5 protein-coding genes are annotated in these 15,184 nt (G+C 54.7%); 1 reads left to right on the forward strand and 4 read right to left on the reverse strand.

The annotated features are described in order from the left end of the window. Window positions 1-9: 9 nt before the first annotated feature. Complete coding sequence (locus tag PW792_09980) at window positions 10-2,262, forward strand: xanthine dehydrogenase family protein molybdopterin-binding subunit (protein MDE1162257.1); 2,253 nt, start codon at window positions 10-12, stop codon at window positions 2,260-2,262. Between the two features lie 241 nt (window positions 2,263-2,503). Here PW792_09980 and PW792_09985 read toward each other — a convergent pair whose 3' ends face one another. The 4 genes from PW792_09985 to PW792_10000 form a co-directional block, all read right to left on the reverse strand. Beyond that, a complete protein-coding gene (locus PW792_09985; GenBank protein ID MDE1162258.1) occupies window positions 2,504-3,808 on the reverse strand; it encodes a glycosyl hydrolase family 28 protein in 1,305 nt (434 codons plus the stop codon). Window positions 3,809-3,933: 125 nt separating this feature from the next. After that, entirely contained in the window at window positions 3,934-7,464 is a 3,531-nt protein-coding gene (locus PW792_09990; GenBank protein MDE1162259.1) for a carboxypeptidase regulatory-like domain-containing protein, read from the reverse strand. Between the two features lie 283 nt (window positions 7,465-7,747). Next, on the reverse strand, window positions 7,748-11,404 hold the full coding sequence (locus PW792_09995) for a TonB-dependent receptor (GenBank protein MDE1162260.1): 3,657 nt from the start codon (window positions 11,402-11,404) through the stop codon (window positions 7,748-7,750). A 217-nt stretch (window positions 11,405-11,621) separates the two neighbouring features. Then, the gene (locus tag PW792_10000; protein ID MDE1162261.1) at window positions 11,622-15,062 is read right to left on the reverse strand and encodes a DUF4450 domain-containing protein; all 3,441 of its coding nucleotides are present in this window, start codon (window positions 15,060-15,062) and stop codon (window positions 11,622-11,624) included. Between the last annotated feature and the right edge of the window lie 122 nt (window positions 15,063-15,184).

Genomic DNA, 15,184 nt, shown 5'->3' on the forward strand with positions numbered 1-15,184 from the left:
GAGGCGACGATGATTTTCGACCAGCAGCACGCACCGAAGCAGGCAGACGTCACCGAGAGCAATATCATCGGTAAGCCGCAGTCGCGCATCGATGGGCCTTTCAAAACCACTGGCGCTGCCATGTACTCGTCCGACCATCACTTTGATAGGCTGGTCTTTGCATGGCCGACCACAGCGACCATCAGTAGTGGAACGATCCGCAGCATGGACACGTCCGTTGCGGAGAAGATGCCGGGTGTTCTAGCCATATATCACCACGGCAATATCGGCCCGCTCTATCGCACCCCACCGGCTGCGGGTATGAGCATGATCCTCGACGAGAGGCGGCCACCGCTTGAAGATACGACCGTCCGTTACTACGGTCAATACGTTGCTGTTGCCGTGGCGCAAACAGTCGAGCAGGCACGCGCCGCCGCCGAAGCGATCAAGGTGACCTATGTAAAGTCACAGCACAACACCAGCAATCATCTCCTGGGTGATGTCGAGAAAAAGGGAAAGAAGAACGTCACCAAACGTGGAGACACCTCCACAGCCATTGCTTCTGCACCGATCAAGCACGACGCCGTCTACACCACACCTGCCGAGACGCATAACCCGATCGAGTTGCATGCCTCGGTAGCTGTATACAAAAACGGCAAATTCACTCTCTACGAGACCACGCAGGCCGTCGTGAACTCCCGCGATGTTCTGGCAGCGCAACTTGGCGTTCCTCCTGAGCACGTACAGGTCATCACACGCTTCCTGGGCTCAGGCTTCGGCGGCAAGCTCTGGCCCTGGCCTCATGCATCCCTCGCGGCCGCCTGCGCACGCAATCTCAATCGTCCAGTAAAGCTTGTCGTCTCCCGCTCCATGATGTTCCAGAGCGTGGGACATCGCCCGGCCATCGATCAGCGCATCCAACTTGTCGCAGACAACAGCGGTAAGCTTCTCGCCATCGAGCAGGACTATGTAAACCACACCAGCATCCTCGATGATTACGACGAAGGTTGCGGTGAGGCAACGGGCTTTCTTTACTCTTGTCCGAACGTACTCGTCAGCGGTGGGCTCGCTCGACGGAATGTCGGAACACCGACCTCGATGCGCGGTCCCGGTGCCGTACCCGGCCTCTACGCACTGGAGTCCGCCGTGGATGAGCTTGCCATCAAACTCAAGATGGATCCCGTGAAGCTGCGGCAGATGAATGAGCCGCAGATGGATGAGAGCACCGGGCAACAGTTCTCTTCCCGCCACTTGCAGGAGTGCATCAGTAGAGGTGCCGAGAGTTTCGGCTGGTCCAAGCGCAATGCGGCTATCGGCTCGATGAAGAATGCTGACGGCATGGTCCTCGGCTGGGGCATGGCCGCTTGTACCTGGATCGCCGTTCGTACTGAGGCTGAAGCCACCGTCGAACTCCTGGGGGATGGAAGCGCCCGCGTAACCTGCGGTACGCAGGACATCGGTACCGGCACGTACACGGTCATCGCTCAGATGGTTTCTCACGAGACCGGCGTTCCTATTAATAAGGTCGATGTTGTACTCGGTGACTCCAGTTTGCCGCCGGGCCCCATCAGCGGAGGCTCCTGGGCCACCGCATCGGTCACGCCAGCCGTTCTCGTCGCAGCACAAAAAGCCACACAGCAACTTCTGGTAGCCGCGGCAAGTGCCACAGCATCTCCGTTCCATGGCAAAGACGTAAAGGAACTGGAGTTCGCCAATCGCGGCGTACAACTAACTGGACAACCGGACACGCACGTCACTATTGCCGAGATCATCCGTATGGCGAACGTGAAGGCCATAGCAGGTCAGGGTAAGTCGCAGGGAACGATGGGTGATCCGAACCTAAAGCTCTCCTTCCATAGCTACGGTGCGCAGTTCGTTGAGGTCACGTGGCAGCCTGAGATTGCTCGCCTGCGCGTATCGCGTGTTGTTACAGTCATCGATGCAGGACGCATGATCAACCCGCGGGCAGCCCGCAATCAGATCGAGGGCGCCGTTGTGATGGGAGTCGGAATGGCCATGCTCGAAGCGACCGAATACGACCAGCGTAGCGGTGCACCCATAAATAGCAGCCTGGCTGATTACATCGTCGCAACGAACGCCGATCATCCGCACATCGATGTTACGTTTCTCAACTATCCCGATTACAACCTTAACGCGATTGGCGCACGTGGAGTCGGAGAGATCGGCCTCGCGGGTATCGCAGCGGCCATTGCAAATGCAGTCCACCATGCTACAGGTACTCGTGTACGGAACTTGCCTATACGCATCGAAGATCTTCTTTAGAAGAAGCAACGATACGACCACATGCTGATGGATGCATGAAATAATCTGGTTTCACGAAGATAATGAAAGCGGCTTTGGTAATTAGGATTCTCCTAACTCCAGAGCCGCTTTCATTACGCTGAGTGAAAAGACCAATGGACCGTCCGGCTTCGCGCCACCATTACAGTTCGCCCCCTTCGTCTCGCATCTCTTAGTGAAGATCAGCGAATGCTTGCAGCACGGCATTATTCGTTAGAGTTGTTCAGCTTTGATTCAACAGGTTGTACGGCTTCCCGTTGACCACAACATTCTTCAGTACCACGTGCGTCTCACTCTGAATCGTAAGCTTGGGGTCTACAAGCTGCACATTGATGTTCGCAAACGTGATGTCGCTAATAGAGCTCTGTCCAGCATTGCCAACAATCTCACCGAAGGCATTGCCCTTCCCTTTGATGCTCTCCAACGTAATGTTACGAACGATTGACTTCGGAGGAGCAGCGCCTTTCAAATCGAAGTACTGCTTCCACGGGGCGCAGTAGATAATCTTGCCGCCAGTCGCTTCCAGAGTGATGTCGCTCATGTGAACGTTCTCGTAGAGTTGCGGAGTGTCAGGACGTAGCTTCAGACGCAACACGTTGACCTTGCCCTTGATCACACAACCCGTTACGACAACATCGCGAACGACTGTTGCCTCGCTGCCCAACGTAACGATGCCACCGCCGCGATAGTACGTGCAGTTCTCAATGCGAATATGTTCCACTGCGGGGCTATCCTTATCCTCCATCGCAGCGGGCCCTTTCGAACCCTTGAGGCAAACGCAATCATCATCGACGCGGTAGCTGCATCCACGAATGGTGACGTGTTGGCAGCTATCGATGTCCGTACCATCCGTTGACGGGCAGCGCTGACCATCTGGAACCTCAAAGCTCATGTTCTCCACCAGCACCTGCTGACAACGATACAGATGCAGATTCCAGAAACCAGAGTCTTTGAAGGTCAGGCCGCGAAGCTGTACATCTCTTGAATTCTCAATAAACGCAAGTCGCGGTCGAGGCACATCGAGATTCTTCGTCTTGCTGTCCTTCGCTCGAGCATCCCAGAACGCCTTCCAGAACGGCGCTCCACTACCGTCCAACGTCCCTGAGCCGGTAACACGCAAGCCATCGCATCCGTCTGCATTAAGTAGCGCGGGCAACCACTCTTCGAAGTGCCCCTCTACTCGCGTCATGCGCTTCGGATAGTCGCTCGTATTCGTTGATCCCTTGAGAACAGCACCCGGCTCAAGATAAAGATGAACCTTTGGCTTCAAGAAAATCGCACCGCTTAGGAACACACCTTGCGGAATGACAAGAGTGCCACCACCAGAATGTGCAAGCTCATCAATCGCAGCTTGAATCTTCGCAGTGTTCAGCGTTGAACCATCACCAACCGCTCCCTTCGCCGCAATAGAAACACGCCGGTACTGCTCGGCAAGCAGCGAATGCACGGGTGCCAACATCGCTCCGGCAGCACCTACGCCTGCAAGCTTTAGAAACTTTCTACGATTGCTGCGCTGCGCCTGAATCATTGGGTCCGAACCTCAGAGTCTTTCTTGATGCGATCTTTAACAAGATTGCGCCATACCAATGTGGCAAGGCGCAAACATTTTTGACGCAGCACCCTCGGAAAGAGAGTGCTGCGTCGAACTGCTGGTTAGAAACGAATATGCGCCGAGACTTGCAAGGTTCTCGGGTTATTCGCCTGTGTCGAGATTTGGCCGAAAGCTGTGGCCGTTGCGCTCAGATTCGGTGCACCAAACTGCGCACGGTTGAGAGTGTTGAAAGCTTCACCACGAAGCTCCCCTGTTAGACGATTGCGGAACTTGAACTGCCGCGCAATCGAAGTATCGAGATTGTTCGTGCGATCCGCTCTGTACGCCGAGAACGTTGAGTGGAAGGTGCGTATGTTCGTCTGCACAGTGATCCCGTTGACCGAGGCGGAAGGCTGGTCAGCGGTGGTTGTATCAAATCGCGTCGTATCAAACGCTGCCTTGTTGGTCTCCCGTGGATCCAGTTGAAGGTTGCCACCTTTATAAATCAGGTTGCCAAAAGCCAGCGGAGCACCTGTCTGGTTCGTGTAGATACCGCTGACCGCCCACCCGCCAAGGATGGCATGAGTGAGGTGTCCAGAGAAACCTTCTCCGCCAATTGCAGAAAACGGTAGCGTATAAACCGCAGCCAGAGAGACCTTCTGAGGATAATCGAAGCTCGCAACACGCTTCTCATACTTCACGTCCGAGTCGTTCAAGCGCGTGTCCTGTTCGATTGTCTTCGACCAGGTGTAGTTCGCAATAAGCGTAAAGCCATGCGATAAGCGATGCTGGATCCGAGCATTGAGGCTGTTATAGCTGAGCGATCCATTCTGGATATTTTGCAGTACCAGACCACTAATCGGGTACTGAGGATAGGCGGTCAGCAATTGCCCGCGCATCACCGTGGCGCTGTTGAGCGTCGTGCCAGGGAGAAGGTTGCGGAATGGGTTGGTCACAGTTCCCGTCAGCAACGAGACAACGCTCGCATCTCTCACAGCGCTCTTGCTCAGGTACTGTGCGGGGATGGGATTCATGGGCTGGCTGCTCACCTGCAACTTCGCATACTGAGCTCCGATGTAAGCAAGCTGGAAGACTGTGTCATTGTCGATCTGCTGCTGCACAGAAAGAGCCCACCGTTCGGAGTAGCCGTTCCTCTGGTGCTGATTGATGGTCGAGGTAGCGAGGCCCTGGTTTGTTGAGGCTCCTCCTGCCGAACCGACAGGCTGAAGAAGCCCGTTCGGGAACGGATTAGAGATAGTAGCCGAAGCTGTCACATAGTTGTCGTTCGTGGCAACCAGCGGTGTCGCTTGACTAAAGCCTGTGCTGTTGATCGTCGCAATGTTCTGCACGGGGAAGACGAAGATGCCGAAGCCGCCGGTGATTGTCGTCTTGCCGTTATACATATCCGGAGTCCACGCAAAACCAATGCGTGGACTGAAGGTATACGAGTCCGTGTGATAGAGCGCACGGTTCGAGTTCGACGCATAGACCACGCCACCCGGTACGGCAAACTGGCCGGCTGGAATCTGCGCAATCGGAGCCGCGTTGTAGTTTGCAACTGCAGTCGTAGTGAGGGGCGTTGTGAGCGTTGGGTCGAAGCTCTGAATTGCACGATTGTGGCGCTCATACATCGGGAAATCGTGATCAAAGCGAAGACCGGCATTGATCGTTAAGGTCTTGCTTACACGCCAATCGTCCTGAGCAAAGACACCGAGGTAACGGTTCCATGTAGCAGTAAAAACGCTGCGATTGATAGTTCCAGAGGTCGGAAGCCCAAGCTCAAGCGCCGCAAGATCTTGACCAAAAGGAGCAGCGGTACCGTTGCTAGCAGATTGCGTAAAGTTTGTACCGTAAACGTACTGCCCCGTTGGATATCCGTAAGAAATGTTCTCGATGCGGTACTCACGTGCGTCAACACCAAACTTCAGTGCGTGGCTTCGCAAGATTTTGTTCACGCTTCCATAAATATGGAAGCTGTCATTCCAATTTGCGTTGGGAGTATTGTTCGGCGTAAAGAGGCAGGCATAGGTTGTCTCTTTGCCCGGAGAATTGCACGTAGAAGTGCTGCTCATCACCACACTAGGCATCTGAACGATGTTAGCGCCCGTACTCAAAACTCCGGGGTAGCCTACCGTTGCAGGGTCAACACCCTGTGACGGGCCACCGGTCAGCGATGCGTAGCGCGTCCAGTTGAAGCGAACGTTTGCAACAGTGGTTGCGTTGAAGCTGTGAACGTCATCCACCACCGCGCCCCAGTTCGTGCGTCCAAGCAGTGCTCCGGTCCCGAGATTGTGGAAGTAGTCCGAGGTGCTCTGCACACGGTGATTATGACGGATGTCGAAGAAGAGTTTGTTGCGCGACGTAATGTTGAAGTCCATGCGGCCAAACTGATTGTCGTAGGTGTCTGTACTGTTGAAGTTGCTGAAGTAATTATTGAGCGTAAGCGGCGTAGCTCCGACCACGTTAGGAAGCGGATAATAGCCCAGCAGCTTAGCGGCAATGGGGTTCACTGTCGGCAGCTTGTTGCCTGCAAATGCCGTACGCTGCACAACACCAGCCACGTTCACGGCCGTGGAAGGATCATAGATTGTGTATCCAGTTCCGCCTGCAGCGACCAGATCTGAGAAATCACCAGTGCGCTCTGCTGCGGTTGGAACATGCAAATATCCACCCGCTGGCTGCGAGTCGCGGATGCCTTCATAACCAAACTCAAAGAACACCTTATCGCGTCCATCAAAGAGCTTGGGGATCCAGACCGGACCACCGATCGAAAGACCGTATTGGTTATAGTGATTGTTCGGGCGCGCCGTGTTCGTACGCTTGCTGAAGTAGTTGTTAGCGGTATAAGCCGCGGTCTGGTTGTATTCGTAGACCGAACCGTGGAGCTTATTCGTTCCACCTTTGGTGATCTGATTCACCACGCCGCCACCAGAGTGGCCGTAGGCTGCATCCGCTTGGAACGCGTAGACCTTCACCTCTTGCACCACATCCTGCGGAGGACTGTATGCCACCTTCAACTGACTATCCGTATCGGGCGAACCGTCAAGCAGCGTCTCAGTCGTCTGGTTCTTCGCACCTGCAATTGTGATCGAAGCCGCGCCGCCGTTATCAAACGGGCGCACCTGACCTGGAGGCGCAGTGTTCGATACACCCAGCGCCAACGTAGCGAGCACGACCGGCGTACGCCCGTTTTGCGGAAGATCTTCCACTTCCTTTGTGCCAATGCTCTGTCCGATCGCTGCGTTCGTCACATCGATCATCGACGCATCCGAGTTAACGGTCACAGTGTCCGTCACTGCGCCGAGATCGAGCTTGACATCGATCTGTGGATGATCGCCCGCCTGAATCGTGATGCCGCTGCGCGTATACGCGCGGAAGGAAGGTGCCTCCACATGCACTTGATACTTGCCCGGCGCCAACGACGTCGCATCATAAATGCCGCTGGCGTTGCTCTGGGTCTTGTATTTCGCGCCAGTCCCCATGTCGATGACCGTGACGGAAGCCCCGGGCACAATAGCACCGCTGCTATCCTCCACCGTGCCACTAATAACGCCACGAAACTCCTGCGCAGACAGAACGCTGGGCAGAACCAGCGCAAAAACAGCAACAGATTTCAGAATTCGCTGCGAGGACACGCCGCGCTTCTTTTTCATCTGTAAATATCCGTTCGCTTCCATAATAATTTGGATCTCCAGAAAAGGGCCTATTTAATTGCCCATCGAAATTAATCTCCCATTGAAACATGTGTCAACTCCACGAGGCCCTCTCCAGGTCGATTTCCGGGCCGCTCAAGGCAATCTGCACGAAACACGGGGCTTGAGTTCTGGACCGAACGCTCATCACGGCATCAGAATGCGGCTACCAGCAGGCAAAACAGTGCGGCCACCCGTTTTACCAGGTGGCCGCGTACCAGCAGTGAATGTGAGGCAGGAATGGTTAGAAGTTGAACTTCGCAGCAAGCTGCCAATCACGAGCACTGTTGCTTTGCTTGGAAAAGAGACCGAAGGCGGTTGGTGACGCTAAAGACGTACCGAGGCCCCCAAACTGCACATGGTTGGTCACGTTGAAGCAATCTCCTTGGATGCTGAATTTCAGCTCTCGATAGATCGGAAACGTTCGCTTGATTCCTGCATCCAGATTGTACGTACCGATGTTGTAAAGTCCATACGGTGCCGTGCGAGGAGCATTGCCAAAGTTATAACCGTAGTTTCCCGGAGTTCCTATCTGAGGTTTTCCGCCCTGAGTGGTGGGATTTCCGGCAAAGGCGTTCTTATCAAGGAATACGGTCGACTTTACTTGGCTAACTGTATGAACAGAGCTAAAGCCACCATTGATGCGCACATTTCCGGTGTAACCGGGCTGATAGCTCGGGTAGCAGCTTCCCGGAGTGAGGCAACCAACGCCTGCGATCGAAAGCGGCGCACCCGATGTCTTCGAGAAGATATACGAGAGATTCCAACCGCCGAAGAGTGCGCGTGTCAGATGATTCTGATATCCAGCATGCCCCATCGTTCCGTAAGGAATCGTGTACGTGCCAAAGATGTGCAGAAGATTGGGGATGTTGCCCGCACTCACGGACCGATCGATGCGATTCGCTTGCGTCGTTCCTCCGCCTCCATCGATCACATTGTTCGGAATCGCATAGCCACTGCGAACGCCAGCGATATCATCGATTGTCTTTGAAAAGGTGTAGTTTAGCGTGTAGTTGAGACCATGCCAATTCTTATTCTTGAGCGTGATTTGCAGTGCGTTATAGTTTGCGTTGCCGATGTCTCCCCAGGTGTCGGTCAGCGCGGAGTACTGCGGGAACGGCTTCAGCATCTGACCGATTGTTCCCTGGGCTCCGCCAAAATTTCCGTAAGGCAAGCCAATACCAGGGAGCTTGGCTTGTGCCTCAGCAAGATACGTTTGGCCTGTTTTTGTATCTACGCCCGAGGGAAGCTGCTTCAGCAACGAGCCCAGCACCTGATACTGCGGAGCCAGCTGATTCTCCCAAACACCCCGGCTCTGCGCGTAAAGGAAGTGCGACTGGTTAGCCACCCAATCCAGGCTGATCGTCGTATCCTTAGCCAACAGATGCTGTATACCGAAGTTATAGCTTTCGGTATACGGTGCGCGGCCGGAGAGATACGGATCAGCATAGGCCAGACTCGAAGCCGTGGGCCCACCTACATAGTTGCCGGTGTTCGCGGTCGAAGTCCGATTGATGACAGAATTGTATGCAGGCAGACCGCTATTGGCATAAGGAGCGGCAAGGCTGGGGTTCAGGTAGAAGGCAGGCTGCTCGCCTTGCGTGCTGGATGCGAATGCCGTGCTTACAGTGAGGCCGACCTGGCCCGTGCCGTTGTAATTGCCACCGTTTGATCCACCGACACCACCGTTATGCGAGTACATGATCGAGAACGAACCACGCACCACATCGCGACTAGTCACCTGCCACGCAAAGCCGACACGAGGCCCAAAGTTCTTATACCAGGTATTCACTGGCGAAGTGCAGTTGCACGTCCCGGCGCCGTTGCCAATATAAGAAAGAGCACCCATATTGCCCGTTGCAGGGTTACGAACATTGGGGTTGAAGAACGACCAACGATTGTTCACTTCGCGGAACGGTGTATAGAGGTCCCAACGAAGGCCCAGGTTCAACGTCAGGTTCTGGGTCACCTTCCAGTCATCCTGGACATACGGCGAGAACGCCTTGTATCGTGCACCCAAAGTGGAGAAGTCCTGAATGTATACCGACGTTGAGCCTACAGCGCCCAGCAGGAAGCTGGCGTACGACGCCCCCGAAGCAGTGTCGATATTGCCATCCGTGTCAAAGCCTCCCGTCGATGTATTCGTGAATGCGAAGTTCATCGGCTTCGAGGGGCTGTCGGCTGCAGACTGGTTGAACTGAAGGAACTGAAAATTTCCACCAAAGGTAAAGTTGTGATGTCCCTTTGACCATGTCAGATCATCGGCAAGGGTATAGGTGTTTACCGCTTCGTGATACTGCGTTGGAGCCGCAAAGGCCTCCGGCGTGTTGATACCACCGGAAAATGACGCTGCCGGCGTCGTATTGCCGGCTAGTCCCTGAGGGAGATTGCCTATGCCTAACGCGGTCGCCGTAAATGTCGGATCACCAAGTGTCTTATTCCCCACTGTTGTCCAGAAGCGCGCGTAGCCCATACGTGCCTGGTTCACAACATGCGGCGTGAACGTGTAGGTATGCTTCACGATGTCATTCGAGGTCTTCTCATTGACATCGGTGCCATTCGTATAGGGATACGGAAGGACCGAAGTCGCACCGTAGTCATAAGGGGAGAAGAGATGCGTACCACCATTTGAAATGAAGGCGAGCTGCTGTCTATCGCTGATCGTGTAATCCACACGTCCCGTATAGGCCCAGTTGTCATTTCCCACCTTACGACCGGACAGATAGTTATTTGTAATCCCCGATGAAGTCACTGCAGGAAGATTTGCCGCCCAAGCCTTGGCAATCGGTGAGATCTTTGACGGGTCAATCACATCGGCGACACCGTTATAAGAAAACGGTGTCGCGCAAGCTACGCCATTGTTCGCGGCAGTGCAGGCCGTCTGCGTCGTTGGATCATAGATGTGATAGCCCGCAGCTCCCATTTCTGAGAAGTCCCCCTGGCGCATGCGCATCGTAGGGATGGTTTGCAGAGTAGGATTCGTCACCGAGCGGTAGTGATAGCGGTCGTAATTACCAAAAAAGAAAAGCTTGTTCTTGAGGACGGGGCCACCGAGTGATACAGATATTTCATTCTGGTTCTCTGGCGTCTTCGGACTGGGTACCATTTGGCCTTGAGCATTCGGCTGTAGGGCAGACTTCTGAAAGAAGCCCCACGAATCCAAAATCGTGTTTTTAAAGAAAATATAGGCATTACCGTGGAATTGGTTCGTGCCCTGCTTGATGGAGAAATTCTCAACACCCATGCCCTGGAACTGAGCCGAGCTTCCGCTTGTTTGAATCTGCGTTTGATCCACCGATTCAATCGATAGGTTCTCAAGCTTGCGGCTATCGCCCTGTGAATCCACTGTCGTGAGCGGCACACCTTCCATGTAAAGCTCATTCGTATTACCTGCGCCCGTTCCGTCAAACGTGCCGGAGCGACCGCCTGGCGTTGTGCCTGGAAGCAAGGAAGCAAACGCAGTCGGATCACGCGGATTGGAGCTTGTCATCGTTACAGGAAGCTCAGAATAAACATCATTTTCAATTGTTCCGCCAAGCACGGCATTTGCCGTCTGCAAAGCCGGCGGAGCCGTCGTGACAGTCACCGTATCGCTGACCTTACCCAAAGCCAGTTTCGGATTGAACGTCGTCGTCTGCAGCGCGTCGACGCTGACATTCTCCTGCACCAGCTGCGAGAAGCCCTCTACCGTCACCGTCACCGTGTACTTCCCTGGTGGCAACGGAGACACAACGTAGTATCCCGAGCTGGTCGAGTTGCGCGATATCACGACGTTGGTAGACGTGTTCGTCACGTCCACCTTAGCTCGCGGAACGCTTGCTCCATCGGGGTCCAAAACGGTGCCAGAGATGGCACCTTGTCCGGTGATCTGCGCGTCCATCGAGCGGACCGCAAAGATCATCCACGCCACTGAAAAAGCAAAGGAAATGCAAAAAAGTGCTCTGAGGTGCTTCTGCAACGTCTTCATGCGTTCGGCTATTCCTATAGAGGATTTATTTCAACGCCGGACACTCTATTTCGCCAGATATGCAAAAGTCAATTTATTTATAAAACTCTTTCTTCAGACGTAAAACAGCCAGAGAGCAGTACGCAACTGCCTCTGGCGCCGAAACATACAGCTATCCTCGTTCCAGTGTGACGGCTAGCAAACCAAGCACCACACCGTACAACTCGCAGGAAATCTCACATTTCTCAAGCTCTCGGTGAGGATCTAGATCGACCTCTACGGTGAAGGCCGCCCCACCGCGAATCTGGCCACCACGCCCCCGCAGTGTGTCTCGTGCGAGCTTTCGTACCTGCCCGGTATAGAGATCAACTCGCCACGGCAGTTCTCCCTTACCGATTCGGAAAACATAATCATCCAGCTCGTAGTCCTGCTCAACGGGCCACCACGACTCTGGGCTTCGCAAGCTCTTCGAGATAGGTTCACCCACGCGGTAAGACACACCGATCCGTGCATGGCTTGCCCCTGTCGCCTGAGGAAATGTCGTCCCCATCAGCAAAAGATGCAGCTTCGAGGCTCGCCCTCGAAGAGAGAACTGCACGCTCTTGCGATCCATCGACCACTGGGACACAAAACAACAGTTCTTCGCCATCCGATCCCCGGGTGTCGAGAAGAACACACCGTTCGGTATCGCGACATGGCCACCAGAGTTCCTCAAACCGCTGTCATCAACCCATGCTTTCGCGTCGAAGTTCGCCCACCCACCAAGCAGCGTGTCTGGCAGGCTTAAGGAGCAAAACTTCGAGCGTGGTTGCTGATAATTTCGGGTGAAGATCTCCCGCGCTGATCCAGAGAAGAGGTCTCCTATATCAACAGACTCAAAGCGTGTTCCTTGAATTTTTCTTTCAGAACCACCGGCAATTGGAGCCTCTTCCTCGATCTGAAGCTCAATGGGCAACCAATAGCGAGCAGCACCTCGCGCCTGCAAAGCAAAGACACAGAATTCCCCAGGCGTTGAGCCGCGACCATCGCTCAAGCAATGTTGCGGGTCATCAATATGATCATGCTGAATGCCCTCAGGCCATTGAATAGCTTGTCCCTTGACGCAGTGCAAGACCTCCGACGCACGAACGATCTGCTTCCCGTGCCACTGCAACTCAATCGCCCATGGCCCAGCAGCTTCCACCTCTACTTGCAATCGGGGAGTCCCTACAGCATCGGGCACAAAATGAGCGTCATGCTTCTGACCATTGATCGTCAAAGAGGGTAGATCCACGGTGCGAGCAGGCAGCTCTAGTGAGAGGTTCAATGACTTCGCAAACCGCGGTTCGACATACCAGCTCTCTGCACCACCACGGCGCTTGTATGTAACAAGAAACTCCGGATGCTGAAGCGCAGCTTCTTCCCAATCCGGCGGCAACTGCGGAACAAGTCTCAACCGTCCACCCAGCAGATCAGGTCGCACTCCCCATAGACCTTCTACGATGGCTCGTGCGGCACACCCAATAGGGTCACCGAAGTCCCGCTGAGACTCCTGCCGGTGAGGATCGAGCTGCAGTGACATCGGGAAGTTTCCAGGACATAGCCCGCGGTATCCCGCATCGATCAAGCTTCCGCGAAGCAACTCATACCCCATTTGCCCCAGCCCTGCCTGAAACAGTGCTAAGGCCGTCGCAAGGTTTTCTGCCAGCACCAACAAGGTGAGCGACCAAACATAGGGTTGCCAGTCAGAGCATGCAATCTGCCAGCCTGCGTCCTTTGGAACCCCTTCCCCAACGATCGGAATTTTGCGCAGAGCACGAAGCCGCTCCGCAGCCATTTGCCACTGCTGCTTGCGATTGCCCACTTCACTATCAATCGCTTGATACATAGTCCAGACAGCAGGATTGACCGCCAGTTTCCGCTCGCCGAACCATTCAATGCTCTCCGCGAAAGCTCCGCGATCTTCCATCCAAAGAAGCTTCTGCATTGCATGCTCAATCGCATCGGCCTCGGCTTCATAGGCTGCGATCACTTCAGGAGCAACTTGCAACAGACGTCCTAACTCAGCCATGCGGCGATTCAAATACACGCTGTAGGCGGAACTATGCGTTGCCCCGCCGCCGTTGTACTGAAGATTGTCGCTGGCCCAAATCGCCGCGTACGCCTCATAGAGCGGAAGCGTCGCACCCTCGGCTCCATACTCACGACGAAACAAGCGGCGCTCCCAGGCAGCATGTCGTTCCAGCGCAGGCCATGCTTCGCGTGCAAACTCCATATCTCCGGTCCAGCAAAGATGCCGCAGCAACGCATCGAAGAACACAAGGTTCATGTCGTAGTGGTTGTGGCTCAAGTCACCATTGGAATGCAACAGATCTTCCGAGCGTGTATGTCCTGAGCGAGAGTCCGGGGTTCCTTCAGCCTCACGGATCGCCGTAAAACCATGTAGCGAGGTCACGCCACCGCTACCATTGTCAACCGACGAAATATTCTGCTTCGCGATCCAGTGCCGCAGATGCTGTCGCATTCGATCATGATGTCCCATGACATCCAGCGCATACGGCCCACGCCAACCAGCCAGAGCTTGCCGCCACGCAACCGCACCGTGCATCACGCAGCCCTGGTGCTCATCCCATAGAGCATCCGCAGCAATACCTAGCGCCCCTGATACTCCATCGAGAAACGAATCAGGTGTTGACCATGACACGCGCTCAGCAATCCCCTTCAGCTCATCTCGGCGCGCCCTGAAGATTTCGTCAAGCCGATCATCCATCATGGGATCAGAAGAGGGCTTCAAAAGAGGCTGCACCGCCCCATTTAGCACCGTGATACGGAAGACCTTGTTCGCCTCGAAGAGAGGACACCGGCCCAACAACACGGGAAGCCGACCATCGCCGTTGCCCTTCGCCCACAGTGTGTCCCACCCTTGATTCCAGAACTCCGCCGCTCCGAGTTGCAGCACACTCGCCCCCGGAGCATCGAAAGCTAGTGCAATCTTTGCGGTATCGACGTGCGCGATTACTCGGCCGTTTACAGTCTCGCTCGGAAGTGTCCAAACGTTGCCGCGGCATTCTTCAGAGCGAAGCTGAAAGAACTCGTTCACAGGCTCCACTTCGCAGCCGATATCGCCGCTACGCTTCCCCTTACGCCCACTTACGCCACCAAACGCCCACACTAAATCCAAATTGTGGCGTGGGCGCTGCGTCTCGATCCTCAGCCACACAGCCGCTCCAACGGTCAGCACCTCGAGTAGAAGCTCTGCATCGGAACCCAACAACGGATCGCTTAGCCGATACACGAGACGCCCAGCTTCGTAAGTACAGACAACAGACTCGAACTCGTGCAGCCATTTATGGCCAGCACCAACAGACTCCGCGAAGCCTAGCCGAAGGTTGCCTCCATGCCCTGGCAGGTAGAGCGAGAACTCTGGCAGATCACCACCATCACAACGAAATGGAATGTTCGGCCCATAAAGAGGCCGATTAAAAAACTGTTTTCCGTTGCGAATAAGAACAGCAGTTCCATGCGGTGTATAGCGCAGCGGCCTTGCGAGATTCTCTTCGATCAGAGGAACATAGTGCCCTGCCGTAATCTCAGGCGAACTGCTCTGCGATCGCACAGGGATTTGCTGCGCCATCGCTTTTATCCGCGATGAAGTTGAGAGGGTGGCCGCAGATACGGTTGCGGCTTCTAGAAATCGTCGTCTGGTCCAGACGCTCATTGCTCAACTTCTTTCATAAAGAACCCTCAGGATAATGC

Source organism: Acidobacteriaceae bacterium (assembly GCA_028283655.1).
In the GTDB taxonomy this organism is placed as follows: Bacteria; Acidobacteriota; Terriglobia; order Terriglobales; family Acidobacteriaceae; genus Granulicella.